Annotated in this window: 29 protein-coding genes and 2 pseudogenes; 10 read left to right on the top strand and 21 right to left on the bottom strand. The window is 66.9% G+C overall.

Features of this window, described 5'->3' with window-relative positions; all coding sequences use genetic code 11:
- Window positions 1-147: 147 nt before the first annotated feature.
- The gene (locus ACFY5C_RS26495) at window positions 148-663 is read left to right on the top strand and encodes a hypothetical protein (RefSeq protein ID WP_389448145.1); all 516 of its coding nucleotides are present in this window, start codon (window positions 148-150) and stop codon (window positions 661-663) included.
- A 215-nt stretch (window positions 664-878) separates the two neighbouring features.
- Here the strand turns inward: ACFY5C_RS26495 and ACFY5C_RS26500 are convergent, their stop codons facing one another.
- Window positions 879-1694: an SAM-dependent methyltransferase gene (locus ACFY5C_RS26500; protein ID WP_389448146.1), complete on the bottom strand. Its 816-nt coding sequence runs from the start codon at window positions 1692-1694 to the stop codon at window positions 879-881.
- 314 nt (window positions 1695-2008) lie between these two features.
- Between ACFY5C_RS26500 and ACFY5C_RS26505 the strand changes: the two genes are divergently transcribed.
- On the top strand, window positions 2009-3517 hold the full coding sequence (locus ACFY5C_RS26505; protein ID WP_389448148.1) for a DUF4246 domain-containing protein: 1509 nt from the start codon (window positions 2009-2011) through the stop codon (window positions 3515-3517).
- Window positions 3518-3747: 230 nt separating this feature from the next.
- On the opposite strand, the gene ACFY5C_RS26510 is transcribed toward ACFY5C_RS26505, so the two are convergent.
- Window positions 3748-4929, bottom strand: a complete 1182-nt coding sequence (locus ACFY5C_RS26510) for an epoxide hydrolase family protein (RefSeq protein WP_389448150.1) — start codon at window positions 4927-4929, stop codon at window positions 3748-3750.
- 193 nt (window positions 4930-5122) lie between these two features.
- Between ACFY5C_RS26510 and ACFY5C_RS26515 the strand changes: the two genes are divergently transcribed.
- A complete protein-coding gene (locus tag ACFY5C_RS26515) occupies window positions 5123-5698 on the top strand; it encodes a CGNR zinc finger domain-containing protein (protein WP_389448151.1) in 576 nt (191 codons plus the stop codon).
- 187 nt (window positions 5699-5885) lie between these two features.
- Here ACFY5C_RS26515 and ACFY5C_RS26520 read toward each other — a convergent pair whose 3' ends face one another.
- The 6 genes from ACFY5C_RS26520 to ACFY5C_RS26545 all read right to left on the bottom strand — a co-directional run bounded on the left by ACFY5C_RS26520 (window position 5886) and on the right by ACFY5C_RS26545 (window position 10090).
- On the bottom strand, window positions 5886-6737 hold the full coding sequence (locus ACFY5C_RS26520) for a maleylpyruvate isomerase family mycothiol-dependent enzyme (protein WP_389448153.1): 852 nt from the start codon (window positions 6735-6737) through the stop codon (window positions 5886-5888).
- A 53-nt stretch (window positions 6738-6790) separates the two neighbouring features.
- A complete protein-coding gene (locus ACFY5C_RS26525; protein WP_389448154.1) occupies window positions 6791-7111 on the bottom strand; it encodes a transposase in 321 nt (106 codons plus the stop codon).
- A 245-nt stretch (window positions 7112-7356) separates the two neighbouring features.
- Window positions 7357-7704, bottom strand: a complete 348-nt coding sequence (locus tag ACFY5C_RS26530) for a hypothetical protein (protein ID WP_389448156.1) — start codon at window positions 7702-7704, stop codon at window positions 7357-7359.
- Between the two features lie 177 nt (window positions 7705-7881).
- Window positions 7882-8685, bottom strand: a complete 804-nt coding sequence (locus ACFY5C_RS26535; RefSeq protein WP_389448158.1) for a hypothetical protein — start codon at window positions 8683-8685, stop codon at window positions 7882-7884.
- A 417-nt stretch (window positions 8686-9102) separates the two neighbouring features.
- Window positions 9103-9414 carry a hypothetical protein gene (locus tag ACFY5C_RS26540; RefSeq protein WP_389448160.1) on the bottom strand — a complete coding sequence of 104 codons (312 nt, stop codon included), beginning with the start codon at window positions 9412-9414 and terminating at the stop codon, window positions 9103-9105.
- Window positions 9415-9673: 259 nt separating this feature from the next.
- Window positions 9674-10090 carry a DUF1707 domain-containing protein gene (locus ACFY5C_RS26545; RefSeq protein WP_389448162.1) on the bottom strand — a complete coding sequence of 139 codons (417 nt, stop codon included), beginning with the start codon at window positions 10088-10090 and terminating at the stop codon, window positions 9674-9676.
- 82 nt (window positions 10091-10172) lie between these two features.
- Between ACFY5C_RS26545 and ACFY5C_RS26550 the strand changes: the two genes are divergently transcribed.
- Window positions 10173-10769 carry a TetR/AcrR family transcriptional regulator gene (locus ACFY5C_RS26550; protein WP_389448164.1) on the top strand — a complete coding sequence of 199 codons (597 nt, stop codon included), beginning with the start codon at window positions 10173-10175 and terminating at the stop codon, window positions 10767-10769.
- A gap of 80 nt (window positions 10770-10849) precedes the next feature.
- Here ACFY5C_RS26550 and ACFY5C_RS26555 read toward each other — a convergent pair whose 3' ends face one another.
- The 5 genes from ACFY5C_RS26555 to ACFY5C_RS26575 all read right to left on the bottom strand — a co-directional run bounded on the left by ACFY5C_RS26555 (window position 10850) and on the right by ACFY5C_RS26575 (window position 16870).
- Window positions 10850-11353, bottom strand: a complete 504-nt coding sequence (locus tag ACFY5C_RS26555; RefSeq protein ID WP_389448598.1) for a transposase — start codon at window positions 11351-11353, stop codon at window positions 10850-10852.
- A gap of 386 nt (window positions 11354-11739) precedes the next feature.
- On the bottom strand, window positions 11740-12462 hold the full coding sequence (locus tag ACFY5C_RS26560; protein WP_389448166.1) for a dienelactone hydrolase family protein: 723 nt from the start codon (window positions 12460-12462) through the stop codon (window positions 11740-11742).
- Window positions 12463-13469: 1007 nt separating this feature from the next.
- Window positions 13470-14033 (bottom strand): cysteine hydrolase family protein, encoded by a 564-nt coding sequence (locus ACFY5C_RS26565; protein ID WP_389448167.1) that lies wholly within the window; start codon window positions 14031-14033, stop codon window positions 13470-13472.
- Between the two features lie 332 nt (window positions 14034-14365).
- On the bottom strand, window positions 14366-14674 hold the full coding sequence (locus ACFY5C_RS26570; protein WP_389448169.1) for a hypothetical protein: 309 nt from the start codon (window positions 14672-14674) through the stop codon (window positions 14366-14368).
- Between the two features lie 1251 nt (window positions 14675-15925).
- The gene (locus ACFY5C_RS26575; protein WP_389448171.1) at window positions 15926-16870 is read right to left on the bottom strand and encodes an AraC family transcriptional regulator; all 945 of its coding nucleotides are present in this window, start codon (window positions 16868-16870) and stop codon (window positions 15926-15928) included.
- A 104-nt stretch (window positions 16871-16974) separates the two neighbouring features.
- Between ACFY5C_RS26575 and ACFY5C_RS26580 the strand changes: the two genes are divergently transcribed.
- Complete coding sequence (locus tag ACFY5C_RS26580) at window positions 16975-17970, top strand: zinc-dependent alcohol dehydrogenase family protein (protein ID WP_389448172.1); 996 nt, start codon at window positions 16975-16977, stop codon at window positions 17968-17970.
- A gap of 26 nt (window positions 17971-17996) precedes the next feature.
- On the opposite strand, the pseudogene ACFY5C_RS26585 reads toward ACFY5C_RS26580, so the two are convergent.
- From ACFY5C_RS26585 to ACFY5C_RS26610, 6 genes and pseudogenes are all read right to left on the bottom strand, one after another.
- Window positions 17997-18806: pseudogene (locus tag ACFY5C_RS26585) on the bottom strand (IS5 family transposase).
- Window positions 18807-18917: 111 nt separating this feature from the next.
- Complete coding sequence (locus tag ACFY5C_RS26590) at window positions 18918-19484, bottom strand: hypothetical protein (protein WP_389448174.1); 567 nt, start codon at window positions 19482-19484, stop codon at window positions 18918-18920.
- A gap of 14 nt (window positions 19485-19498) precedes the next feature.
- Window positions 19499-19876 (bottom strand): PadR family transcriptional regulator, encoded by a 378-nt coding sequence (locus tag ACFY5C_RS26595; protein ID WP_389448176.1) that lies wholly within the window; start codon window positions 19874-19876, stop codon window positions 19499-19501.
- Window positions 19877-20307: 431 nt separating this feature from the next.
- Window positions 20308-20979 carry an alpha/beta hydrolase gene (locus tag ACFY5C_RS26600; protein WP_389448178.1) on the bottom strand — a complete coding sequence of 224 codons (672 nt, stop codon included), beginning with the start codon at window positions 20977-20979 and terminating at the stop codon, window positions 20308-20310.
- A 383-nt stretch (window positions 20980-21362) separates the two neighbouring features.
- Entirely contained in the window at window positions 21363-21536 is a 174-nt protein-coding gene (locus tag ACFY5C_RS26605) for a hypothetical protein (protein ID WP_389448180.1), read from the bottom strand.
- An 86-nt stretch (window positions 21537-21622) separates the two neighbouring features.
- The gene (locus tag ACFY5C_RS26610) at window positions 21623-22057 is read right to left on the bottom strand and encodes a hypothetical protein (protein ID WP_389448601.1); all 435 of its coding nucleotides are present in this window, start codon (window positions 22055-22057) and stop codon (window positions 21623-21625) included.
- A gap of 470 nt (window positions 22058-22527) precedes the next feature.
- Here ACFY5C_RS26610 and ACFY5C_RS26615 point away from each other — a divergent pair, with 470 nt between their 5' ends.
- The gene (locus ACFY5C_RS26615; protein ID WP_389448182.1) at window positions 22528-22770 is read left to right on the top strand and encodes a DUF6411 family protein; all 243 of its coding nucleotides are present in this window, start codon (window positions 22528-22530) and stop codon (window positions 22768-22770) included.
- Between the two features lie 179 nt (window positions 22771-22949).
- Here ACFY5C_RS26615 and ACFY5C_RS26620 read toward each other — a convergent pair whose 3' ends face one another.
- Together ACFY5C_RS26620 and ACFY5C_RS26625 are read right to left on the bottom strand one after the other, a co-directional pair.
- A complete protein-coding gene (locus ACFY5C_RS26620; RefSeq protein WP_389448183.1) occupies window positions 22950-23312 on the bottom strand; it encodes a hypothetical protein in 363 nt (120 codons plus the stop codon).
- Window positions 23313-23351: 39 nt separating this feature from the next.
- Window positions 23352-23792, bottom strand: a complete 441-nt coding sequence (locus ACFY5C_RS26625; RefSeq protein ID WP_389448185.1) for an ATP-binding protein — start codon at window positions 23790-23792, stop codon at window positions 23352-23354.
- A gap of 452 nt (window positions 23793-24244) precedes the next feature.
- On the opposite strand from ACFY5C_RS26625, the pseudogene ACFY5C_RS26630 reads away from it, so the two are divergent.
- From ACFY5C_RS26630 to ACFY5C_RS26645, 4 genes and pseudogenes are all read left to right on the top strand, one after another.
- Window positions 24245-24634, top strand: a pseudogene (locus ACFY5C_RS26630) (peptidoglycan bridge formation protein FemAB); the annotation flags it as partial.
- 291 nt (window positions 24635-24925) lie between these two features.
- Window positions 24926-25186, top strand: a complete 261-nt coding sequence (locus ACFY5C_RS26635) for a helix-turn-helix domain-containing protein (RefSeq protein ID WP_389448604.1) — start codon at window positions 24926-24928, stop codon at window positions 25184-25186.
- A 356-nt stretch (window positions 25187-25542) separates the two neighbouring features.
- Entirely contained in the window at window positions 25543-25899 is a 357-nt protein-coding gene (locus ACFY5C_RS26640; RefSeq protein ID WP_389448187.1) for a hypothetical protein, read from the top strand.
- 91 nt (window positions 25900-25990) lie between these two features.
- Window positions 25991-26407 carry a hypothetical protein gene (locus ACFY5C_RS26645; RefSeq protein WP_389448189.1) on the top strand — a complete coding sequence of 139 codons (417 nt, stop codon included), beginning with the start codon at window positions 25991-25993 and terminating at the stop codon, window positions 26405-26407.
- Window positions 26408-26663: the final 256 nt, after the last annotated feature.

Here is a 26663-nt window from a genome sequence, read left to right on the forward strand (position 1 = left end):
GGTGGCGCTGCACCCTCGTACCTGCACGAGGCCAGGTGTTCCGCTTTGTCCTCTGGCCAACGCGCGTAGACCGCGGGCACCATTCGTCCTGCACCACCTGCACAGCCGCCCCACAGCAACCGTGGCCCACCGCAGGAAGGTCCCCGTATGAAGGTCACCCAGGCCTTGAAGCTCCGCTCGGTCCTGACCGCTCTCGCTCTCGTCATCGCCCCCAGCGCCGTCGTCATCGGCACGGCCGGCGATGCGTTCGCCGTCACCAAGATCAGTCACGCCACGGCGACCTCGATGTTCCAGCAGGTCGGCATCACCTGGTCGTCGTCCGGGAACTGCTCCAACCGCAACAACCCCACCTGTACGTCCTTCGAGCAGCTCAACCTCGCCACCGCCCAAGGCGCACAGACGCTCAAGCGTGCCAGCGGCTGTGCCCTGAACATCACGGGCGGCACCGAGACCGGACACGCCTCCGGCACGTACTCGCACTGGAACGGCTACAAGCTCGACTACGCCAAGTACACCTGTCTCGGGAACTACATCAAGAACAACTTCACTTACATCGGCCCGCGCGGCGACGGGGCTCTCCAGTGGCGCTCCGGCTCGGGCAACATCTACGCCGACGAGGGCAGCCACTGGGACGTCCTCTACTACAACTGCGGCGGTTGCTGACCCTGAGCCGCACGGCACCGAGAGGTCTCAGCTCTTCCGGCAGCCTTCCGGGGAGCCGCCGGAAGAGCTCGCAGGTTTCTGTGTTCGTCGCGCTCTGATCCCGTGCTTCTAAAGCGCCGCCCAGGGGTGCTCCGCAGCCGTCAAGGTCTCCAAAGCCGGATTCAGTTGCCTCGGGCTTCGCCGGTCGCCCGGCCGCTCGATGACGAGCTGCGCTCTTACGCCTTCCGGGCGAGTCCGCCGTGTTCCGCGACGACCTCCGCGGTGGGCAAGCCGGGCTCCGGCCGCCACTGCGTAACGGAGACGACACCAGGTGCGATCAGGTCCAAGCCGTCGAAGAACGTGGTGATCTCATCGACCGTACGCAGGTTGTAAGGGACGGCGCCGCTGTCGTTGTAGGCGTCCTGGGCCTGCTCGAATACCGGGTCGATGCCGCGCGACCCGTCGTTGATGGAGAGGTAGCTGCCCGAGGGCAGGGCACCCATCAGCCGGGTGACGATGGCGCGGGCCTGATCGTAGTCGGCGACGTGGCCCAGGATGTTGCTGAGGATGAGCGCGGTGGGACGGCCGAAGTCCAGTGTCGCGGCGGCGGCTGCCAGGATGCGGTCCGGGTCCGTCACGTTGGCGTCGATGTAGGCGGTCGCGCCCTCCTGGGTGGAGTAGAGCAGGGCGCGAGCGTGGGCGAGCACCATCGGATCATTGTCGACGTAGACGATCCGGGTCTCGGGGGCCAGCTGTTGGGCGACCTCGTGGGTGTTCTGGGCGGTCGGAAGGCCGGTACCTATGTCCAGGAATTGCCGGATGCCCGCCTCGGATACGAGATACGTGATGTTACGGCGCAGGAAGGCGCGACTGGAACGGGCGATGGTGACGATGCCGGGGAAGACCGCGGTGTACGCGTCGCCCGCTTCCTCGTCGACGCGGTAGTTGTCCTTGCCGCCGAGCCAGTAGTTCCAGATACGGGCGGAGTGCGGAACCGAAGTGTCGATCTCCGGACGGTGCGCCGGTTCTGGAGTGGTCGCAGGGTCGGTCATAAGTCGTGTCCGTTCTTGAACCGCGGCGTGGATGCTTCACGGCACAACCTACGTCCGAACGCCCTGTGTCTCTGCAGCAGTTCACACCTTGGCGGTGGGCTGTCGGCCGGCTGGTAGGCCACCGCCCGCGCCGCGGTCGCCTTGATGTGCAAGACCTCGGGCTGCTCCGCCTTCGGTCGGGCACGAACCGGGCATCACGCGACTACGCCGAAGCCGTGGCTCCCGCACCAACGACGACAGGAGCCACGACTGCGGTGTCAGTCCTCTGTCGTATCCTTCCGGCTGCCGCACACCGACTGGGAGGACCAAGAGAATTGACTGGCCTGTCTGCTTTCCCACTGCCCTTTCACGCTTCCCGTTCCATATCGTTCGCTACACCCCGAACGCTGCGGGAACTTCAGATGATGCAGTGCAGCGCCCACATTCGGGCGAAGCCGGGGTGGTTCGACAAGATGAACGACGCAGACATCGTCGCCAGATGGACGCGAGAAATGGTCGCCCAGGGCCTCACCGAGGCGCAGGTTCGTTACGTGCTTGCCGAACTCGCGCATTACGCCGCCCTGCGGGACGGACGAACCGGCATCGAGGTCTCCGCGGTCGACGGGGTGTGGCAGTCGGACGCACTGATCGACAACGAGCTCAGATCCCGGCTGCGCGAGGCGGTTCGGGTTCTGGAACAGGTCCCCGAAGCGGAGAAGGACTGGCATCCCGGATCCGATGGTCAAGTACTTGACCTCGTTCATCCCTCACTGTTCTGCCTGGTGCGCGAGGCGAGCGGCGCGCCCGAGCGGGCCTGGCAGAACCCGACCGACCGCTATTCGAGGTACGAGTTCTCGGAGAAATTCCAGTGGCTGCCCACTGACGTCGACGTCAGCATCGACGGCGATGTCGCCTTCCGTTCGTACGTCAACAACGTCCACCCCGATACTCATCGCGAACTGGCCGCCGTCCTGCCGGACTTGTTCGGGCGCATGCGCCCGGTGCTGGAGAACGTCCTCACCGATCTGCGCCATCCGCGGCCCCTGCGGATCGAGGTCGACCCCTTCGGGTGGTACGACTCGGAGCCGGAGCATCCGGACAAAGCAGCCTACAGTGATGATGGAGCCTACGAACAAGCCGTCCGTGCCTGGGCAGAGGCCCAGGACGATTGGTGGGAAAACCGTCGCCCGGTCATCCCGGACGCCCCGGACTTCACCCCGCCCGAGTTGCCCGATGACTCCGCCCGAGTCGACCTGCGCGACCGCCGCCTCCAGGTCATCGTCAAGCTCGCCACCATTCATCTCACCCCGGACAAGCCCGAGTACACCGGCGGTTCCTGGCATGTCGAGGGGATGATGAACGAGCGGATCGTCTCGACCAGCATCTACTACTGGGACAGCGAGAACATCACCGAAAGCCGGCTGAGTTTCAGGGCGGCACTCGACGACCCGAGTTATGAGCAGAGCGACGACAACGGTCTGCGTGAGGTGTACGGCCTGGAGGACGAAGACGCACTGAACCAGATTCTCGGGTCGGCGTCGACCCCCGCGGGCCGCTGCCTGGCGTTCCCGAACATCCTGCAACACCGCGTCGGCTCATTCCGCCTCACGGACCCCACCCGCCCGGGACGCCGCAAGATTCTCGCGTTCTTCCTGGTCGACCCGTCGGAAAAGATCGTCTCGACTTCCGATGTGCCACCGCAACAGCCATGGTCCGGCACCTCGACGATGACGCTTGAACAGGCCAAGAGCTACCGCGAACAACTCATGCAGGAACGCAAGTTCTTCGTGGACGAACACAACGAGCAGCTCTACGAACGAGAGTTCTCCCTCTGCGAGCACTGAGGAGCTTTGCGGCTGGCTGCGCTCCCTGATCCGCACCGTCCCCGAGCCGGGCACCGGGAACGCATAGCCCGGTGCCCGCCGGTGCCCGCCGGTGCCCGCCGGTGCCCGCCGGTGGCGTAGCGCGGTGGAGCCACTGGTGTCCGGGGGAGGGGAGAGCGCGGGGCGAGCGGAGTGTGAGACAGCTGACAATCAGCCCCTGCTCTCACGCCTCCACGCCGGCGTCGACACCGTCATGACCCACTGCCATGAGCGGCCAGCACTGCCGCGAGGCCCTCTTGTAGATCCTTGACGAAATACTCGGGAACCTCCAGCGACGGGAAATGTCCCCCGGTTTCGGGCGACCTCCATCGGACGATCTGTCGGTACCGCTCCTGTGCCCAGACGCGCGGACACTTCTCGATGTCGCGGGGATACACACTGATTGCTGACGGGACGTCGACCCGAAGTTCGGGGTCGAGCGAGTCGTGGCTTTCGTAGTAGATGCGGGCTGACGATGCGCCGGTTCGCGTCAGCCAATACAGGGTGACGTCGTCAAGAACGCTGTCTCTGGAAACCGTCTCGAACGGACTGTCCTCGGTATCTGTCCACTCGGCGAACTTGTCAAGGATCCAGGCGAGAAGCCCGACCGGTGAGTCGACGAGCGAGTATCCGATGGTCTGCGGTCGGGTCGCCTGCTGCTTCGCGTACGCCGCGTGGTGGCGCCAGAAGGCGCGGGTCTCCTCGGTCCACTTGCGCTCGGCCGCGGTCAGCCCGTCCGTTGGCAGCCCTGGCGGTGCCTGCGCGGTGGTTGTGTGGATGCCGAGAACGTGCTCCGGGAACCTGCCACCAAGGACCGTGGTGATCACACCTCCCCAGTCGCCGCCGTGGGCTACGAACTTGCTGTAGCCGAGCCTTGCCATCAGTTCTACCCATGCGGCCGCGATCTTTTCGATTCCCCACCCGGTGGTGGCCGGCTTGTCGCTGTAGCCGAAACCTGGCAACGACGGGACGACGACGTGGAACGCTGGTGCGTCCGCGTTTTTCGGATCTGCCAGTTCGTCTATTACATGGGTGAACTCGGCAATGCTGCCTGGCCAGCCGTGTGTCAAGACCAGAGGGGTGGCGTCTGCGCGGGTGGATCGGCGGTGCAGGAAGTGGATTCCCAGATCATCAATGATCGTGCGGAACTGGCCGATCTGGTTGAGGCGCGTTTCGAACGGTCGCCAGTCGTACCCGGTGCGCCAGTAGTTCACGACGTCCACGAGGTCGGCAAGAGGAACGCCCTGTTCCCATCGGTGAGGGTCGGGCGCGGCGCGGTGAACCGTCTCAGCTTCCGGCAGCCGTGCCGCGGCCAATCGCGCGCGAAGGTCGTCGAGTTCGGTGTCGGTTGCGTGGGCTTCGAATGCTTGGACGTCGCTGGTTCGACGGTTCATGAGATGCCCCCGACGAGGTGAGCTGACGTGGTGACAGCGCCACGATCCACTGCGGCCGCAGCGTCGGTGACGCACCAGTGTGTGGACATGAGACCTCCTGGCCATCGGTGGAACGGGCTCGGGATCTGTCGGAACCGGCTAAGACGGTTCTAACAGGTCTCGATGTCGGCGTGCAACCAGCTAAGGTGGTTCCATGAGCACTCGGTTCCCTGACTTCCGCCTCGGTAAGGTGCTGGCGACCAGCTTCACGGGGACCCTGTCGGAGCGGCACGGCGACCCTGTGGAGCGCATCCCCACGCCGCACCGACTCGCTGACTGGCTGGCGGTTAGTGGCCTCGCCGTGGAGTCCTGCACCACCGCCCAGCTCGAACGCGCTCGGGAGCTGAGGGAAGCAATTCACGCCGCTGCGACAGCGGCCGCGCGCCGAGACCCTCTCCCTGTGTCTGCTGTCCAGATCATCAATGACTGCAGCACTCAGGGTCGGGCCGCGCCCTTCTTGACGCCCCAGGGCAATCTGCAATGGCGACTCGGCTCGACTTCCTCCGTGGAGGATGCCCTGAGCGTTATCGCCGCCGACGCGATCAGCATCCTCGCAGGCGAACGAGACGGAAGATTGGCCTTGTGCGCATCGGCAACCTGCCAGGCCGCCTTCTTCGACACCAGCCAAAGTCGCACCCGTAAATGGTGCGACATGAACACGTGCGGGAACCGTCAGAAGAAGGCACGCTTCAATGCCAGCAATCGCAAGAACGCTGGATCAGCAAAGTAATCGCTGCTCTCGGTACCTCCAGCCCCTCACCGCTGCGACACATCTCTCGCACTGAACAGGTGGCGCCTCCCATGGACTGGAGATAGGAACGGGCTCGGCGCTACTGAACTTCAATGCGTGACGTCGGTCTGTCATCTGTGCCAGCCGGCGACGCACCTGGGCGATGGACCTCGACGCACAGTGGCCGTCAGTAGACGATGGACACGATCTGGCAGACGGCTTCGGCGATCTGGCGCTCTCCGCTGATGTGGGCTCGGGAAAGGGCAGTGCCAGGATCGATACCGCGGGTACATAGGCGCCAGGCGGTTTCTGAGTCCAGCTGCACGGATGCGGCCAGTCGGCCGCCGGGTGCTTCGGCCATAGACCAGCGCTCCGCGGTGGCGGTCACGGTCCAGGTGCCGACGGCTGGCTCATCGATGACCACCTGGAGTTGTGTCCCGGCGGGTGCCGGCGTGTGACGCAGTGTGTGGGGCAAGGCCCGCATGAAGGTGTCCAGGACCACGGACAGAACGGCGGGCGCCGAATCGGTGTCCTGGCCGGTGGCGTGCCTGATCTGCTGGCGGTGGGTCCAGTACTCGGTGAACTCCCGGGCGATGTCCAGCCACTTGGGTGCCGGGTCGGCCCCTGCCCAGGACACTCCCAGGCCCGTTGCGCCGAGGTCGGTTCCCTCGAATTGTCGGGCGACCTGGGTCCCGGCCAGTTCTAGGGCCTCGATGAGCTCTGCGGGGCTGTGACCGGCGTGGAGGTCGATCCAATCCTGGTTGACCCGGTGGATGAACGCTTCCAGTGTCTCTCCAGGCGCCATCGTGCGCTGGTGTCCCTCAGCGCTCCGGCCGAGACGGCCTTGGTAGTCGCCGAGGATGTGGGCGGCGAGATCGTGGACGGTCCAGCCCGGGACCGCAGCCCTGCTCCACGCATTGGGCCGCAGACCGCGTAGCAAGTCGAGGAGCGACGCCAGTTCCGGCCCGAACAGCGGGCGAGCGTCAATCGGCTTGCCCAGCCACGAGTGGTTGGATTCATCGTTCGGCTGGAGACTCATGGCCCCAGCCTGTCAACGGCAAGGCTCGGTCTTCCATCGAATACCCCCTCACCTCACGCGGGGGATGTCGGTCTGCCTCCATGATCAGGCCAGTTCCGTTCAGACAGCCGTCGACCAGGTCGCGACGGGTCGGGTCGGGTTGGGTCGGTAGTGGATCTGCTTGAGTCTGCGCTTCGCAACCCGGGTGATTTGCGCCGGGTCGGCTGCGGCGAGGCTGCCGAGGTCGCGTTTGACCAGCGACCAATTCCCTCCTGCGGGTTCAGGTCGGGTGCGTAGGCGGGCAGATGGAAGAAGGTGAGCCAGGCCGCGTTTGCAGCGACGAAATCCCGCACCCCGACAGTGAGATGGAGGCGTACGTTGTCCCAAACGAACACGATGAGCCACCGAGCTGGATGCGGGACCGCACGACCAGGTTGCGCAGGTCCCGCCAGCCGAAGCCCGCTGGAAGGACGTCTGGCCGCGGGTAGAAGTATCGCGGCGGCGCCCGGTACCTGGCCAGGCCACCAAGCTCAAGCAGTGGCGCGGCCTGGCAACCCGATACGACAAGACCGCCACCATCTACCTCGCGGGACTCCATCTCGCCGCCATCTTCATCTGGTCGGCGAGGCGATCTCACACGTCAGGCCACGGCGCGAACTGCCACTGCGGTCAGGGCGATACCAACCGTTGCGCCGAACGCCAGGGCGGTGACAGCCGCCGTCCTGCCGACACCCTGCTCGATCGGGACACTCGGCACAACCCTGTGCAGGACTGGTGCCACCAAGAGGATGAGACCGAAGCCGAAGCCGAGGCGCCAGTACGTCTCACCTGAGCACGAAGCGCGAAAGCGCCCGCCACAACCACTCGGTTCTACGGTGAAGCCCGTCACCACGAGGAACAACGCACTGGCATAGACAGCGCCGAACAGCATCACAATGCCGAAGTCGACAAGCCGCGCTCTGCCAGAGCTGTCACCGTCACCTGCCATGTCGCCCCCGCCGAACCCCCCGAATCAAGAGTTCGGAGTCTAGGCCACCGGCGCCGCGGCCCATCAGCGACTCCAGACTCTCTGATCCGAAAGAAGCGTCCTAGGTGCGTACCCCGTCCGCATGGCTTCGTGGGATGCCGCCAGGAGCCGGTCCTGTGTCCAGGCGTAGGCCTCATGTCAGGGTGTGGGCAAGGGGCCTTCGGGGTCGGGCCCCTCCCAGAATTCGGGGCCGAGCGTTTCCTTCAGCAGGGCGTACATGTTCTTTCGGAAGTGGGCGGTCACGAGCCATGGGCGGGTGAAGATGCGAATCGCCCCGACCTCGCCCGCATCGTTGAGCGTGAACATCTCGACGAGTTGCTGTACGTGACCGTCCACGTATTCGTCGATCACCACCGCGAATCCCGATTGGCCCTCTATGTCGAGGACGGCACGAACCTTGAGGTCGCTGAAACTTTGCGCCGCTGCTTTGAGGACAGGCCCGACGACACCCTTCCCCGTCGGCTCTTCGCTCAGGATCGGGGAGTACAGGGTGACGTCCTGCGCCAGCGGGGGGACGGCTGGATGCTCGACCCAAATCGGCGTCGGCCCTTCCGGGGTATACGGTCCGGCTCCGAGGCTCGGGTCTGCGAGGGTGGGGTCGGTCTTCGCGATCACTTCACGCAGAGCGGCCATAAATGGCCAGGGCCGGCCGTAGACGTCGATGGTGGCGATCAGGCCCGCAGCGTTGTGCCGGGCGAGTGCCGCGATCTCTGTCTCTCGTCCACCGGGGCTCGCACTGTAGACGACCCCCTCCACCCCGTCTCCCTTGAGCCGGACTGTAGCTTCAGGCGCGGCGAGGGCCTGCTGGTACGTGTCGAGAGCTGCCGCAACAGCGTCGGGACCGGCGATGCGGGGTGCGGTCAGGGGGGTCGCGAGAGATACGTCTTCGGCAAGCGCTGTTGGGGCCTGTCCCGAAAGTGCGGCGTTCAACTGATCCGACATCGCGCGCTCCTCGTGGTCGCGATCAAGGCGAGCCTCGGGTTTCGGGGAATACGCGGGGCACGAGGTCATGCGAGCGCGCTCGGCGCCGGCACCCTTGGGTCACCAAGAACCTTCTGATGTGCCGCGGCTGTATCTCAAGCGGTGTCACAGAATCTCTGCGCCGCAGCTAAGTTCGTCGCCGCACTCCCAGCATGCGCCTGGACCATGGCGCGGCGCATGCTGGAGGACATGGGCGCTCGTTTACCTGGGAATCAGAGGCCTGGAGGTTCGGGTGCCAAGCCCGGCCGATGGGGCACGGTGAGCATGACGAGCGGTAGCGGCATGGACCCCTAACCCTGCAAAAAGACAGCGAAGCCCTCAGGCCGCCGGCCCCGCAGCGCCTAGTAGTGCTTTTGCACGTCCCTGCGCTGCAGCATGTCAGGCCAGCTCGAAGCCGCTCCGGAAGACGCCGCCGTACTCCCCAGGTGTCTCCCAGCACGTGTAATGGCGGCCAGGAAGATCGGGCAGGTCAATCCCCAGTTGCTTCGCCAGGTCGGCGGCATGGGTCTTGCGGGTCCGAGAGGGCTCATCGGCAGCTTGATAGAGGGCATGGGCGCCGCGCAGTTCGATCACTACGTACTCCACACGCCTCCCCGCGCTGACCACCGATTCCTCGTGGTGCTGCTCGTGCCGGGCATTCACAACCTGCCCACAGAGCCCGCATCGCGAGTCGTCCCGTGAGGTGTCCACGGCAGGCATCGTACGGCTCCCTCGAACACGTGTGGCTACCAGCCAGCCATCCTCAGCCCAGAACACCCGGCATCGGCTCGCCTGGCGGCCCCACTCTCATCACTGATCCGAAAGAAGCGCCCTAGGGCCTGTCGTTTTGGATCACGCCGCAGACGCGGGGTTAGGCACGTGCGTCTGCGGCGCTGACGAGATGCGATCGGGTTCCCTGCGACCTGCTAAACAACAGGCTTCACCGAGGCGCAGTGCGACCACTGGCTCCTTACCCCTGTCGTCCCGTGTCGCGCGGCCAGATGGCGATGGCGATCAGCACGGCCGCCCACACCCCCAGCGGCGTGGCCGGCCAGTAATAGGTCAGCTCTCCCTTCTGCGTACAGCGTGTGCCCCAGATCCCGGACATGATCACCGCTCCACCGAGCCAGTAGCGCCATTCGGCCAGCCACTCCCTGAGGTCCTTGCGGTCCTGCTCCGAGCGGGCCGGTGCCGGTGCGGGTAAGTCGGATGTCAGCGCGGCGAGTTCATCAGCAGTACGCGCCCGCAGGGTGCGTGTGGAACGGATCTCGTGCTCGTGCGGATCGAGTCGCCCCTCGGCGAGCGCCGCGGCCAGCACGCCGAGCGCCTCGTCGCGGTCGCGGTCCGAGACACGCACAGTGGGCAGGGCAGGCTCACGTCGGTCCACTTGTCTCCTTTCGGCTCCGTGCAGCACCTCGCCTGACGCAAGGTTAGAATACGACTGTATCTTAAAGATGGGAGCGCGACCGATGCCCAAGACCGTCGACAGGGAGGAACAGCGTCGGCAGATCGGTGCGGCCCTGCTCCAGCTGGTCGCCGAACGCGGCCTCGACGAGGTCAGCGTGCGTACCGTGGCCGCTGCAACGGGCCGTTCCCCGGGCGCCGTTCAGAAGTACTTCCGCACCAAGGAGGAGATGCTCACGTTCGCCGCTGAGCTGGCCGGTGAGCGCGTCGAGCGCCGGATGGCCGAGGTGGACACCGCACTGCCGCTGCGTCAGGCGCTGCGTGACCTGATCCTGACCACGCTCCCCGTGGACGCCGAGCGACGCGCCGAGGTCACCGCCCAACTGGCTTTTGCCGTCCACGCGGCACACCACCCCCGCCTTGCCGCGGTCCGACGGCAGGTCGACCAGGACATCCGTGAGGCACTGGCCACTTGGCTGGAGTCGGCCGGAGGTGAAACCCACGCGACGGCCGTCGCTGATGCCGTCATCGCATTGTCCGACGGCCTGGCACTGCGCATGCTGTACACCCCACAGGAGCACGAACACCTGCTCACAGTCCTGGACCGGGCGCTGGACGACCTGGTCCGGGGCCATGGGACGGCGCGGCATCCCCGCGAGTAGGCGGGGAGACCGGGACGTGCCGGAGTGACCGTCGATCCGGACGGGTCGCGCATCCACCTCGGCGAGGGGCTTTCGTTGGATCATCGGGCGGACCACAGGAAGAGCCCAGCGATCGGAGTTCGGCCAGGTAGACGGTCGCTGTCTAGTCGTAGCGGGTGGCGATACCTCGCCACTGCTTCAGGCGGTGGATGGACCGCTCGACGGTGTTGCGCTGTTTGTACGTCTCGCGGTCGAAGGCTGGTGGCCTGCCGCCCCGGCTGCCCCGCCGCAGTCGGTGGCCACGCTGATCCCCCCGGGATTGGGATCACCGCCTGGATGCCGCGCTTGCGTAGGTGGTCGCGGATTGCGCGGGATGAGTAGGCCCTGTCCGCCAGGACCACGTCCGGTCTGGTGCGTCGACGACCACGTCGTCGGGGAACGCGCAGGCGGGCCAGGACGTCGGTGAAGACGGGCGCGTCGCCGTCCTGTCCGGCTGTGAGAACGAACGCGCGGGGCCTGCAGCGGGCATCGGCTGCGAGGTGGATCTTGGTGGTCGGGGCCCGCCGCGGGACCGGCCGATGGCGTGGTCGTCCGGTTCGCCGAATGGGCCCCCGTTTGCGGGCCCCGACCGCGTGCTGGTGAGCTGAGGCGTCAGGAGGACGCCCGACATCACCCGTTCAAGCTCAGTAGCAAGTCCCACTCGCAGGCGCTGACTTGATCGAGGCCGAAGCCAATGACCGAGAGATGGCCCGGTGGTTCAGGGTGACCCGGATGCCGGCGAATCGCTGGCGGCGGGTCCTGGCTCAGGCGATCAGCAGGCCCTGGCCTCCAACGGTCCCGGTGGTGCCCGCTGCAAGCTTGATGCATCTGGCGGCCACCGCCATCGAGGAAGGCCGGGGCCGTCCTCGATGAGCGGCATCCTGACCGGCACCGATTACGGTCTGTCTGTCCGCCTGCCTGCCTGCCTGTCTGCCTGCCTGCTGGCCCGCCCTCACTTCAGGTGCCGGCCGAAGAATCGGTTCCCGTCGTCCACCTCGAACCACGGGGTACCCGTGTGCCCGCCCATATTGGCGTGCAGCGTCTTCTCCTTGGTGCCGAAGGCGTCGAACAGGTCCAGGGCCCGCTGCCGAGGGTTCCCTTCGTCGTCCCACTGAAGCAGGAGCAGCAGCGGAACAGTGACCTGCCGGGCCTCCTCGCGCTGGGCCCTGGGCACGTAACCCCCGGCGAAGAAACCGGCGGCGGCGATGCGCGGCTCGACCACCGCCAGCCGAATGCCGACGGCCATCCACCCCGAGTATCCGACCGGCCCGCCGATCTCGGGCAGCGATAGGAGCGCGTGCAAGGTGGTCTGCCATTCCGGGACCGCCTTTTTGACCAGGGGGCCGATAAAAGACCCGAAGAGCTCGTCGACCGGCTCGCCGGCCTGCATCGCCCGGCGGAGGTCGGCGCGGGCCTGCTCGTCGGCGGCGGAACGGGGCCGGTCACCGCACCCGGCGGCGTCGATGGTGGCCACCGCGTATCCGTACGCCGCTGAGTGCCGGGCCCGGGCCACCAGCCGCGATTGCCGCCTGGACAGGCCGTTGTTGTGGGCCATCAGGATCAACGGGACCGGTGCGGCGGATTCCGGCGTCCACAGGGTGCCGGGGATCTCACCGAGGGTGAATTCGCGCTCGAGGACGCCATCATCGAGGCGCTGTTCGGAAGTGAACTGCATGGTCGTGCCTTTCGGGAGGGCTCTGGAACGGCGCTCCCGGACGACCTGCCTATCGTCCGACCGTGACCCCGGAGGGGAGCACCCACGTCGATACTGTGTTCACGGGGTACCACCTCCTCGTTCTGTCGCACGGCCTCCGAAAAGGTAGCAACGGCCCCCGTTGTCCGCCAACGAATTTTCGAGCAGGATCGAGGTGCGCGCCCCCACCGCGTCCGAAGCGGTGATGAGTGGTGCCAGCGGGTCCTGAAGGGTCCGCTTACCTCCTACTGGGCCGCATTGATGATGTCGGCGGCCTGTCGATGGTCGCCCGAACCACCCCACTGAAACCGTGGTCTGACGCGGCCCGGGGCTGCGGCTGGTCCACGCAGGATCCGAACCCTCGTGGAGCCGCAGGGGTGCGCACATGTGGCGTATACCCAAATGGCGGGCTCGAGCCCGACCTGGAAAGCGAGATCAAGCCCTCGCGCACCGGCACGGCGTTTGCCGACGGCATGTCCGGGGGGGGATCTGGTGGGGGGCTTGCAGTCACCTACCGGGTCGTGTCGGGTGGTGTCGGCCATGGGACGGCCTGTGTTGTTCGACGACACGATGTTTGACGATCAGTACGCACGGTATGCGCTGCTGCGCGAGACCGATCCCGTCTATTACGCAAGTCAGGTGGGGGCTTGGATCGTCACTCGGCACGACGATGTCGAGCGTGGTGATCGCCGACGCGGTTGGTGTCGAATGCGATCGCTCCGCGGACGACGAGGCTGGCGCCGCCGCCTCGGCGAGAGGTTTCAGGGGCTGACCCAGACCCCCCGACCCAGACCCCCGCCCCCGGCTCTGCGCGCCCATCGTCGACCGCTCACCTTCGGCGGCAACCTGCTCCAGACCCGGTACCGCCTCCTACCAACTCGCCCTCACCCACGCCCGAGCCGCGGCGCAAGACGGCCACCGGCTGACCTCACCCGGTCGGCGGGAGGCGATGCCGTCGTGGCCCGCAAGCGAGTCCAAAGAGCCTCGCGCTATTGCGGTGCGATGGCTTTGAGCCAGTCCTCGACGGCGACGACATCCGCCCACTGCGGGAACAGTCTTTCGGTGAGCATCGTGTGCACCTCGGGGTCGGTGTCCAGGCAGGCATCCGCCAGGACGGTGAGGCCGAAGTCCAGGTCGATGGCGCGCCACAGGGTGGACAGCACCACCGCGCTGGTGGCGATTCCAGTGAGAACAAGGCTGTCGATATCGCGAGCCCTGAGTACCAAGTCGAGGTCACTGCCCGAGAACGCGCTCCCTCGCCTCTTGGTAACCACCACGTCGCCCGGCTGGGGAGCAACATCCTGATGAATTTCGGTGCCAGGGGCCCCTTCGGTGAACAGGCCGGCCCGCACAACGTTCCTCATCACCCTGTTGCGAGGGCTGACTGCCGGATCGCCCGGCCGTAACACCATCACCACGTAGATCACGGGGATGCCGGCAGCACGGGCACCCTCGATCGCCCTGCGCAAGCGCGGCAGATATCCGGAACCGTCGTCGGCGATGGCCACGACGTCCCGTTGGACATCCATCACCAGAAGTGCGCTGCCCGCCATGCTGCCAACCCTTCGCCGTGGGGAAACAAGAGCAAGTCTGGTGGATCACCCGAGCGGCAGCAGAGGTTCTCGAGATTCTCATCAGTCGCGCCGCAGGGTGCCCATGACTGACGGCCATCTCGTTGCGTGCAGCGATGCGAGCAGCGTGGCCCCTCTGGCCCCACCTGCCTCGACCGCTGGAACGACGCGTGGCGCGGGCCACGCTTGGCATGGTCGAAGGAGTGTCCGACCCTCACCCGTGCGGGGTCGCACGACGCCAATGTTGTACGTGTCCTTCTACGCCGGCGACTGGGGTGACCCGTTCCACGCCCGGGACTGGGGTGTCCGGGGGGCTAGACGGCCATGCCGTAGACGATGGTGAATACGGTGCCGAGTGAGCCGATGATGAACACGCCGGTCAGTCCGGCGACGATCAGGCCCTTGCCTTGCTCGGCACTGAATGTGTCGCGCAGGGCGGTGGCGCCGATCCGCTGCTTCGCGGCTCCCCAAATGGCGATTCCGAGACAGATCAGGATGGCGAGTGCCATGACCACCTGGATCATCGTCTTGGCCTCGGTACCGAGAGCCCCGAAGGGCCCCCAGTCGGGCGCGATGCCCCCGATGATCGTATTGATGTCGCCCTTGTCAGCGGCCAACTGCATGGTGTGCCCCTCCCGTTGGTCTCCCGATCTTGTCCTCGAGGTCAGCCCTGGCTGATGTGGTCCACCGTAGCGATTGGACGAGGCGACCTCGAGGGAGTCCAGCACAGTGGCCAGGGGAGTGGGTTGGTCCGGAGCCAGCCGACCCATGACGACACGCGCCTCGGCCACGATGAGACCTGGGCTGACGCGGAGCGACCACAACAACTCGGCGTGGCACGCGGCAGTTGCTGCTCCCTTGCTGTTCACTCCTCGGCCACGGACGTGGAAGGATCGCTGGATGTACCGAGCTGGACAGGGTGGCTGATGATCTGCGGCAGTTTCTGGAACTGCTGGAGCAATCCCTGACACGGTTCATCGCCAACGGCGGGCCGGGATACTTTAGGCCGCTCCCGGCGCCTCATTTAGTGAGCCGTTGTCACTGGAACGGAACGCTGGAACAACTTCCTTGATGAATGGCTCCAACGACTTCCGCTTCTCCTCGTGCGGCAGGCCGGTGTCGATCCAGAGTCGTACTCGTCGACACCGATTTCCTCGTAGGCACGTAGTCGCTCGATGACTTCGGCTGCGGTGCCGATCATCGCGGTCTTGTGCAATGCCTCCGGTTCGAACTCGGGGCGGCCTTCGAACTTCGACTCGGCGCTGGGCGGAAGGAACCCGTTCTGCGGTGGGGTCCTGTTGCCGAACCAGGCGTCGAAGGGTCGGCAGCGGCACCGGCGTGGGGGAGATGGTGTACTCCATCGCGTGGTGCCCGCCGATCCGCACCGTGCTGTACCCGCCGGCCTCGGCCCTCAGGGCCAACTCGGAGAGGTTCTCGAAGAGCTGTCGATGGCTGACCTCCTGGACCCAGCGCGCCATGTGCACGAACAACGAGAACCTCATGACTGTGCGCAAGTCGGCGGCATGGCTGGTGGGTCTCTCCGGGATGGTGTGTCGGATGCCCGGCGTCGCAGGTACTCACGAAGCGCTCGGGCAGGTCGCGCCACTGGCCGCATCGTCCGTTGCTGACCGGCAGGAACGGCCCCAGCTGCTCCCATGGCGCATCCGTTAGAGGCCGTTTCCTTTGGCGGGTACGGCCCTGTGCTCGTGCTCGGTGAGGGGAGGGGGCCCAGGGGTGGTTCCATCCTCGCTGGTCGATTTATTGGCACAGTCCTGCGGTGACGAGCGCGTTGAGGCTGTCGATCAGCGTTCCGTTGCGGCGCTTCTTCTTCTTGCGGTCGTTCCACACTCACCCGGAAACTCCAGCACTCAGTTCTACTGCTCGTGTGTGGGCTGGTCGGGTGCCATGGCGTGTGTCTTGCGGTAGGCGCCGGGCGGTATCCCGAACACCCGGCTGAAGGCCTTGGCGAAGGCGAACTCGGAGGAATATCCGCATTGCCGGGCGATGCCTCGCAGCGGGGCATCGCCCGAAGTGAGCAGTCGGCCGGCTGTGGTCATGCGCCACCAGGTCAGGTATGCCAGGGGAGGCTGTCCCACGACCGCTGCGAATCGCCGTGCGAAAGCCGCCCTGGACATACCGGCGTGCGCGCCGAGTTCCGCCACGGTCCATGGATGGGCCGGATCGTCGTGGATCGCGTGCAACGCATCGGCGACGGCCCGGTCGGAGAGGGCAGCGGCCCAGCCGCCAGCAGCGTTGCCGGCTTGGTCGTGCAGCCAGGCGCGCAGGATGTACACCAGCAGCGTGTCGAGCAGCGCCGGCACTGCGGCATCAGAGCCGGGCCCCGACTGCTCCAACTCGCTGCCCAGCAGATGGACGGCCGCGCGCAAGGCTGGATGGACACCGATGCGGGCGGGCAGATGGACGACGTCCGGCAGTCCGGTGAGCAGGGGGTGGGCCCGGGCTCGGTTGAGCCGGTAGGAACCGCACAGCACAGTGGTGGCCGGGCCGATCCCGAGCGCTACGTCTTCGGTCAGCACCCAGCTTCCGTCCCGTGCTTCGACGACGTCGACCATGCGTGTGGCCGGATGGTCCGCGATGCCGTGCCCGCGTCCGTGCGGGAGGAACACCACGTCGCCTGGGGCGAGCGCGAGAGGGTCACCCGCGGGAGGGAGGAGCCAGCAGGATCCTTCCAAGATGACGTGGAAGCCGGCTCCCTCAGAGGCGGCGAAGCGCATGCCCCAGGGCGCGGGCAGATGGGTTCGGGAGGAATGGGGCCGCCCCGTCCGCATGGCGGTGATGGCGTCGCTGAGCACATCCATAAGCGGCAAACATATCCCAGCATCTGCCCCCTGAGACGAACTGACAAAGAAGCCGCACTGCAAGACATGGATGGTCTCCCACCCCCGTTCGTAACGTCTACAGCATGCCGACACACGCACGAGCAGTGCTTTTCCACGAACTCGGTGGACCAGACGTCCTGAAGCTTGAGGAGGTGCCCATCGGCGCTCCGGAGGCGGGCGAGGTCCGGGTCCGTGTCCACGCCATCGGGCTGAACCGGGCAGAGGTCCTTTTCCGCTCGGGCGACTACTACTACCAGCCCACCCTTCCGGGTTCGCGACTCGGATTCGAAGCCGCGGGAACTGTCGAGGCAGTCGGCCTCGGCGCCGAAAGCTTCGCACCCGGCGACGCGGTGAGCATCCTCAGCGACCAGGAGATGTCACGGCACGGCGTTTACGCCGACCACGTCAACGTGCCGGCGCACGCCCTTGTGCGACGCCCGGCAATGATGGACGCGGTGGCGGGCGCGGCTGTATGGACGGCGTACCTGACCGCGTACGGCGCCCTGGTCGAGGTGGGCCGCCTCCAGCCCGGTGACCGTGTCCTGATCACAGCGGCCTCCAGCAGTGTGGGCCTGGCGGCCATTCAGATCGCCAACCACCTCGGCGCCATCCCCATCGCCGTCACCCGCAGCCCAGCCAAGTCCAAGAGGCTGAGCCTGGCCGGAGCCGCCCACGTCATCACCACAGAAGCAGACGACCTCCTCAGCCAGGTGCACGCCGTGACCGACGGGCAGGGGGCCGCGATCGTCTTCGACGCCGTCGCCGGCCCGACACTGGCCCAGACCGCCACCGCCGTGGCCGCGGGCGGCTCGCTGATCGTCTACGGATGGCTCGACGCCCGGCCCGCGCCCTTGCCCCTGAACTGGCCGCTGAACATCCACGGCTTCGCCGTCGACTTCGTAACAGGTGTCCCAGCTCGCATGGCCCGTGCTCAGGCCTTCGTCGAAGCCGGACTGCGAGCCGGGACCCTTAAACCCGTCATTGACAGCACATTCGACCTGACGGACATCGTGCAGGCCCACCGCCACCTCGAGTCGAACCAGCAGTTCGGCAAGACCGTCGTCAAAGTCCAGCACTGACGCCCGTCCTGGCCCAAGACGCCGTTTCAGTTGGTGAGGCAGCGGTAGCCGATCAGGGCTGCGGCTATGCCGACGAAGGCCAGGAAGTGCTCGGCCTTGCGCTCGTAGCGGCGGTGCAGGCGCCGACATCCGGCGAGCCAGGACGCTGTCCTTTCAACAACCCAGCGGTGTCGGCCAAGACGCTGTGAGGACTCGATGCCCTTGCGGGCGATGCGGTGGCGGATTCGGCGTTGGCGGAGCCATCGGCTCAGGTGGTCGTAGTCGTAGCCCTTGTCGGCATGGAGCTTGGCCGGGCGTCGGCGGCGTGGGCCGCGGCGTGAGCGGATGGGCGGGATGCCGCGCACGAGCGGCTTCAGGCCGAGGCTGTCGTGCATGTTGGCACCGGAGATGCCCAGCGACAGGGGGCAGTCCGTTCCGGTCCGTGATCAGGTGGATTTTCGATCCGCTCTTGCCGCGGTCGGTCGGATTCGGTCCGGTCAGTGGCCCCCTTTTGCCGCCCGCACGCTGACCGAGTCGATGGCACACCGCGACCAGTCCAGCTTTCCTCTGGCGCCGAGTTCGTCGAGGACGACTCGGTGGAGCCTGGCCCACACCGTGGCCCGGCTCCACTGGGCGAAGCGCCGGTAAACCGTGGGCCAGGCCGGCCCGAACACCGGCGGCAGCTGCCGCCACGTGCACCCCGAGGTGGCCACGAAGATGATCGCTGCCAGGGTCTCGCGGTCACCGGCCCGCCGCCGGCCCCCGCCCTGCGAGCGCTTCACCTCCGTCGGCGGCACCACCCGCCGAAACAACATCCATAACTCGTCCGGCACCAACCGCTCAACCAGATCCGTCATGCACGGCTCAACGACCGATCACACCAAAGGAAACGGCCTCTAGGTCACCTAGCCCCAAGTCCGGGACAACGAGCCAACAGCCAGACAGCCGCATGATCGGACGGACGGCTCCTAGTCGACGCAGGGCGCGGTGCTCTTTCTGCCCCGCGCATCTGCGACGGCGTACGGCAGTCCGGGAAGGAGCAGCACCGGGGCCGCCCACAGTGGCAACGTGAACAGCGCCCCGTCTCCGACCAGCCACCGGGAGAGCAGTACTGCGGTCAAGCCGGCCACAGCAGCGACCGCCAGATTCTTACGGAACCCCAGGCTGCCGCGCCGCAGCTCCCAGGTGACCGTGACCGCTGCGACGACGACCCAGAAGGCGACCTCGTCAGCGGTCACGACCCGTTCGGTGGTCCACCGGACCAGGCACATGGCCAGCATCAGCCAGCCGATCGCGAAGCAGACCATCGCCGCCGTGCGCAGCAGTCGGCGGGGGAACGGAGCACGGGCCCGCGCCCAGGACGCGGCGAACTCTTTGACGTCGTCGCCTACTACGTCCTGAGGCGTACGGCCTGCGGCCACCGCGTCCTCGAGATGAGCGGAGAGCTCGTCCAGCATCTCCCGGACGGATCCGTCGTCGATGCCCCGGTACTCCCAATTGCTGCGGCAGACCGCAAGCACCTGCTGATTCGTCATGGTTCGCTGATCCGTCATGGTGCGCTTTCCCCCGTGGGTTCGTTGTCGGTCAGGATCCGCCCCACACGCCCGCTGAAGGCGTGCCACACGGCCCGGCCGCTGGTCAGTTCGGTACGTCCCGCTTCGGTCAGGCGGTAGTACTTGCGTGGGGCGCCACCACTGGCCGACGCGGCGCTGTACGAGGAGATGAGCCCCTCCCGCTCCATCCGGGCGAGCAACGGATAGATGCTGCCTTCGCTCACCAGATCGAGCCCGCTGTCGGCGAGTGCCGTCACGAACTCAAAGCCATAGCGCGGCCGTTCGGCGATCAGCGACAGCAGGCACAGATCGAGCACTCCGCGCAGCATCTGACTACGACGCTGGTCACCGCTGGCGGGTCGCCCCTTTGTCATGCGGTACAAGATAGTCAGCGATTGTCATGCAGCGCAAGATACTTGCGGCGCATGACAATGGCTCCGATGTTGCAGGTACGAACGCCAACTGCACGCGCCGGACGATCGGGCGTAAGGCCAGTCGTCGGGACGCGAGCTGCAGTCACTTCGCCCCGAACTCGATCGCCTACTGCTCATCGACGTTCTGACGACCCATTACCCTGACGCATCAGGCCAGGTTCCCCTCAACCTTGCTCTGACGCGCGCCGGGCGCTCGTTGATCGGGATGGCGGCTGCGGCAGCACGCCGGAAAGTGCGGCTTCATCCGAACCGATGATGTGCGCCACCCGGGCACGGGCCTTGCGATGCCGTGCGTTGTCGTCCTCCTGAGTACTGCCTGCCTGCGACCCCGGGGCGGGCACACAACTACACGCGAGGCTGCGGCGAACGGCTCATCGGACCGCGCGTGCGTCGGCCAGCAGGCCGACCACGGCCGAAGCGGCGGTGCGGTGCCAGTGTCCGCTCCGACGGAGCATGGCATGGCCCCCTCCGGCCATGATCTTCAGCTCGGCCCGTGCGCCGGCCGCACGCGCACGGCTCACGAACGACGCCGACGCGTGTGGATCGGTGACTCGGTCGCGGTCACCGTGGAGCACGATCACGTCCTTGCCTCGCAGGTGGGCCACCGGCTCCCCGTCCGGGCACCAGGGCGCAAGCGCGAGGACCGCCCGTACCCGCGGGGCGACGGCCGCGCGCAACGCCGCACGGCCTCCCATGGAGTGCCCGACCAGGACAACCGGTACGTCTTCGGCCAGCACGGCCAGTTCCCGGAGCGCCTGCTGGGTATCGTGGACAGGATCAGCGTCATCACCGTTCCAGCCGCACACCCTGTAGCGCACCTCTGCCAGCAGGACATCGTCATCCGGCACAGCCGCGGCGACAGCCCGCACGAAGGGTCTCATCCGGACCGGTGAGGGGTACCACCCGCGCGACGTGGCCCGACTGTGCGCCTTGCCGCCGTGGAGGAACAACACGGCTGCGCGAACCGAACGCGGGCGGCGCCGTGCCAGGAGTGCGGCTGCGCTCTTCCGCGTAGCCGCGGACGTGCGTTCGTTGCCGCCCATTCATCCTCCTCAAGGGGCGCGCCCGATCCCAGCGGATCCGGATCGATCGCTTCGCTGATCAACAAGCGTCGCCGACCGTCCTGCAGCGTAGACGGTCCCCTCGAAACGCCGTGCTGTTCACCTGCGTCTTCGAGTCGATCCCAGGGGATCAACATCGGCCCAAGAGCTGTTTGGCGGTTCGAACGACATGTTCGGCATCGCAGGTTCATGATGCCGGGCCTCTGGTGAACGGCCCATCGACACCCGCGCCGCCCCGAAGGGATCTTCCAACTGGCATGAGACGGCATTCACCGAGACACCGGTGCTGCCGGGCGGCTGATCCGATCCCCGTCGGTCATAGGCGGAAGCCCGCGATGGGTTCGGCCCCAGCCCGCGTGGCGTCGTCACGGCCCGGCAGCGTCGTCGTCCGAAAGCAATGCGTGCACACGTTGCAGGACGTCGAGTTGGGCTTCGTTGTAGAACTCGACCAATGCCTGCACGACAACCGACTGGGTGATCGCCCCTCCCCGGCGAGAGGCGGCTTCCAGGTCACGCAGGAACGGGTTGCGGGGCGACACCGCACGCAGCCTCACAGGCAGTGTGAAGTCGCCGCCCCTACTGCGTTGGCGGGCTTGCCGTAATGCGGATGGGCGCGCCGCGCCTGTCAGAACCGGCCACCGGTCATACGGGTGATCGGACCCAGAGTGCGCCTGCCCGCACGCCGACCCGCCGCGTAAGACGTCGCGCCAAGCACGGTCAGCCCCGCGCCCACGCCCGCGACGAGAACTTTGCGGTTCGCGATGAGAGTCCAGGTCGTCTTGGCGAAGGCGGCAGCCTGCCCTGAGGCGGCGACGAGGGCCTGACGACCGGCCTCGACACGCTCGGCTGTCGTGTGGACGACGTCGGTGGTCGCCTTTGCCGTCCGTTCTGTCGCCTCAACGGCAGCTGACGCCGCTTCACCGGTCTTGTCGGCAGCCTTGCCCGCGGCCTTGGACGCCGGAGCGGTCGCCCGCGACGTGGCGCGACGGGCCTTGGACTCCGCCGCCTTCTCAGAGACGGAATCTTGAGTGGTGTGGTTGTTCGATGAGTTCATGGACATCGCGTAGCCGCTCCGCCCGACAGCAAACATGTTCGACGTCTTCAGGTCCGACACCACCTGTCCCTTGTTTCGTGATGAGTCGGGGGTGTCACTAGGCCCGGAGGCCTCCACGGACAACTGATGAGGGTGTGCGCCCGCTCCAGCGGACGCACCGATCAACCGATCAATCCTGGGATCCTGTAGCGGCGTCGAACCAACTCTTGCGATAGGTGTTCCAACCGCACCGGTGTTCCAGCAACGCGTGTGTGCCGAGAGCGATCACGTCGGCAGCGGCCTCGTGGCCGCCGAAGGGCAGCGGCGCCTCGCGGAAGCAAGTGGAGGAGCCGACGGCGCGGCATGGTGACGCGTGCCGCGGCAGGTGCGGGGGAGGGTTGGTGATCGGACGAACCCTCGATAACGCGTCTGCTCCTCACATGGGAGCGACAGTACGGGGCACCCGTGCGTCCGTCCGTCAGTGAAGGGAGCCGATCATGGTGGTCGTCGCCGTAGTTGCCGTGTGCGTGGTCCTGGCCGTTCTGGCCTTCGTCGTCCCTCGTCTTTCCCGCCATCCCGAACGCGGCACACAACGTACGCTCGGTGCCGGGGCGCGGGCCGGCGGCAAGGCGCCCGGCATTCTGGGTCGGCTCTTCAGCAAGCCCTTTCACACCAGTTCGCGCGCGGTGAGCCGGAGCGGTTCGGCAGGTCGGCGCTCCCGCGGCCGTATGCCCTTCTGACGGACTGTGCGGGCCCAGCAGGTGTCCCGTGCCCCGAAGTCGCGGACAGCTGCGACGCGGACAACTGCTGAGGGCGGGCCCCCGGGCCTCAAGCCCCCGGCCCCAAAAGCGCGGCAAGCCCCCTGGAGTGGCTGGCACTAGCGAGTCCCTCGCGCCCATCCGACGGGGCCCGGGCTACGTCATCGCTGCGTGGAGTGACGCCTTTCGGTGCGGTGGTCGTAGTAGGCCCATACGGCCACCGCGACCACGCCAGTGAGTCCGACCGCCAGGACCCGTACGGCGCCGCTGGTCAGGAGAGCGACCAGACCGGTGAGCCCTGCTCCACACAGCATGAGCACGCGGCTGAAGAAGCGGTACTTGGGCGGTTGGGGATCCTCCCGGTCCTTGAGGTCGTGCAGCGCGTCGCGAGCCGGATGAACGGAGCCGCGCCGGGCGCGGGCACGATATGTCAGGCCGTAGCTGATCAGAGCGTACAGAGCGAGAGCGCCGAGAACCCAGAGCCATAGGTAGGGGTCATCGCTTGATCCTCGTGCCAGGTACACGACTCTTCTCCTCCAGAGACGGTTCCACCGTTGGGCAGCTCAACTGCTGTTGTCGCCATAGCGGTCGATGTCGGCATCGACATGGTCGTTGCCGGGGCGGAAGCATGCCGTCACCGTCTTGCCGTGCCGCTGGCACCTCAGTCCCCACTCATCGGCGAGCTTCCGCACAATCGCCACTCCGCGGCCAGAAACCGCCCCTGGCTCTGCTTCTCGCTGGCGCGGCAACGTCGGGTCCTCGTCGTGGACGCTCACATGGAGGCACTCGCCGTCCCACGTGAGAACCAGGTGTGCGTCGCTGTGCGCGTGGATATGGGCATTGGTGATCAGCTCGGACACAGTCAGCACGATGGCGTCCACCATGTCCGGTTCGGCAGCGGACCAGGGCAGAGCCTCGAGACGCCTGCGTGTCCACTCTCGCCCGGCGCGCACTCCCTCGGACATGGGAAACGAGTGCGCCCACCCCATCGCCTTAACCGTCATTGCCCCGTCCCCGTCTCCTTCGACCCTGCACGAACAGGCGGGTGAGCCGAGTACCCGGTGCCTGCCTCAACAGACATGACGATTGGCGGATGGTGCTGGCCGGGCGGGTGTGAGCCAACGACCTGGATGTCGCGGCCGGCTCATGCTCGTGGAGGGCGCGGCCGAACCGGGCGGTGAGGAGACGCTGCAGCGTGAATGGGGGCCGTCGCGACGTCGCCCACGGTGTGCGGTCCGAACGGGACCTCCGGGAGCGACGAGAACGGGTGGGTGAGTCGGCGATGCCGTGCCTGTGAAGCGGAAAAGCCGAGGTCATCCGCTATGTAGCTATGTGATGGCGTCTGGTGAGGAACGGTCATGGTCCGGTCACATTCGCCGGACGGAGCGGTCATGGGCAGCTGTGAACCTCCTTTGCGTCCCCGCGACAGGCCCGGGGAGAGGGAGAGGTTCAGACTGTGTCAGCGCTGCTCGTGCCGCCCAGCCGCGTGTGCCAAGCACGGAACCGGGGCGTGGTCCTGCGAACCATCACTGCGGAGACGTGCCGCACCTTCCTCGCGTCCCCCGGCGGCACGGCCCTCGGCGCCGGTTTCCTCCAATGCCCGTCCTCGGCCGACGTCAAGGAGGGCTGGCGCGCCCAACTGCTCGGCTGGGGGCCGGATCCGGAGGCGGGAGCGCTGACGGGCGTGGCAATCGTGCTGTTACGTCAGCTCCCCGGCACCCGTAATTACATCGCCTGCCTCCCCGAAGGACCCGTCGCCGACTGGAACGACCCTGGCCCCGACGTCGACGTCGACGGCTGGCTCGGTACGCTGAAGGAACACCTGCGTCGATTGGGCGACTTCGCCGAGGCGGCGATGGACAACGCTTTCACCGCGCAGACCGGCGCGCATCCCGCCGCTGCCCTGCCTATTGCCCCCGCTCTCGCGGACGGTGACCCGGCGGTGGTCGCGTGGCTGGGGACCGTGCGGGCCTTCGCGCAGTTCGAACAGGTCCTCGTGCACGGCCTGGTGGACCTCCAGCCGCACGACCACTCCGCCGCCCTGCCCGCGTACGCCCATCCGGCGCTGTCGCGTGCCGTGCGACGTGCCATGGCGTACTGCGAGGAACATGCGGGTGAGCCGGTGTCGGTCGCGGACATGGCCGCGGCGGCGCGGGTCAGCCTCCGTACCCTCCAGGACCGCTTCCGGATCGACCTCGGGACCACCCCGGCGGCCCACCTGCGGCGCGTACGGCTGGACCGGGTGCACCGGGACCTGCTGCGCATCGCCGACGGTTCCGCGTCCGAGACGGTCGCCGAGGTCGCGACGCGCTGGGGCTTCACCCACTTGAGCCGGTTCGCCGCGTACTACCGCGAGGCGTACGGGCAGGTGCCGTCGCGCACCGCCGAAAGGCGCTAGAGCCCGCCGGTTGAGGCGTACTCAGGGCTATTTCAAAAACGGATCCCGGGAATCCCGGGGTCAGTTCTTCTTTCCGGGGGCGTATCCGCCGGGGCCTGAAGGCTCCGGGAAGTCCGGGCGATCCGATAAGCGCGGTCGACTCGGCGGAGATCGGATAGACGGCTGTCGTCCGCCATTCATAGTCTGAAACCGAGCCCGGAACACGGTAGTTTCCCGACGGGCTTTCACCTGACCGGAATCCCGAAAGGCACAGCATGTCCTTGCAGAAAAACGAGAATCGGAAGACGCGGAGCCGGGGGGTCCGGCTGACCCGGCGAGGTCTCGCCCTGGCAGGCGCGGGGGCCGTTCTGGCCACTATGGCGTCCGCCGGGCCCGCTTCCGCCGCGGTGGGCGGGGGTTGTACCCGGATTCAGGGGGTCACTGGAGTCCTGTGCGTCGAATGGAACGCCCAGTCGCCCAAGTACATCAACACGATCCACGGGGACTTCGTCTCCACCTTGGGCGTGGGGAATCCGCGCATCCACGTGCGGGTCCTGGATGCCCAGAACAGGGAGATGTTCAGCAGGGACCGCTCGTGGGGCGGCACGAGGCGCGACGAGGAAGCCAACTTCGAGGTCACGGTCCTGATGCCCCGCGACGCCTCGCGCGTCTGCGCCAGTCTCTACGAAGCGGGCGGCCTCATGGACACCGCCTGCAGCCCGGTCATCACCTGAGCCGGTCATCACGTGAGCCGGTCATCACCTGAGCCCGGCACGCATCCGTCCGGAAACTCCGTACGCTCTCTCCGAAAGGAAGAACGACAGCATGAAGCGCATGGCCGCCGCGATGGCCGCGGGAATCGTCCTGGCGGGAATGGCCTCCGCCTCCGCCTCTGCCGCCGAGACCGCACCGCAGCAGGACCGGACACGTTGTCAGTCGACCACACTTTTCATTTCTCACACGTTGTGTGTGAACTTTGAGGGTGACCTGTACGACGCCGACGTCGTGAAAATGGAGGTCCGCGCCTCCACCAAAACGAACTTGGGCCACTGGGAGCTGTTCGGCCCGCGCGGCACCATCAGCAACAGCACGGACGGGGAGTGGAAGGACCGTACGCATTACTGGTCCGGATACCAGGACGGTGCGCACGGTGACCGCTGGTGCGCCGTCTTCTGGATGAACGTCGGCGGCAGCTACATCAAGGGCACCCAGCCGCTGTGTGTCACGGCCGGCGGCATCTGACCTGACCCGCCTCCCAGCGCCCGCTCCCGGCTCCCCGACACGCGTGAGGGCCGAGAGCGGGCTGCGCCGGCCGTACCGTTCGCTGGCAGCAGCATCGGCGCAAGCGGCGGGCGGATCGGGGTGGGGGCGAGCGAGTCGGAGCTCTCCCTGACTGGGTTGCACTGGGTTGTACGGCAGGCCGCGCTGACCGGGGACGAAGCTGAGGCCGTGATCAGCTGGAATTATCCCGGTGGCCGGCTGGGCCACGATGGCAGCG

It is taken from the genome of Streptomyces sp. NPDC012935 (assembly GCF_042900345.1).
Lineage (GTDB): Bacteria > Actinomycetota > Actinomycetes > Streptomycetales > Streptomycetaceae > Streptomyces.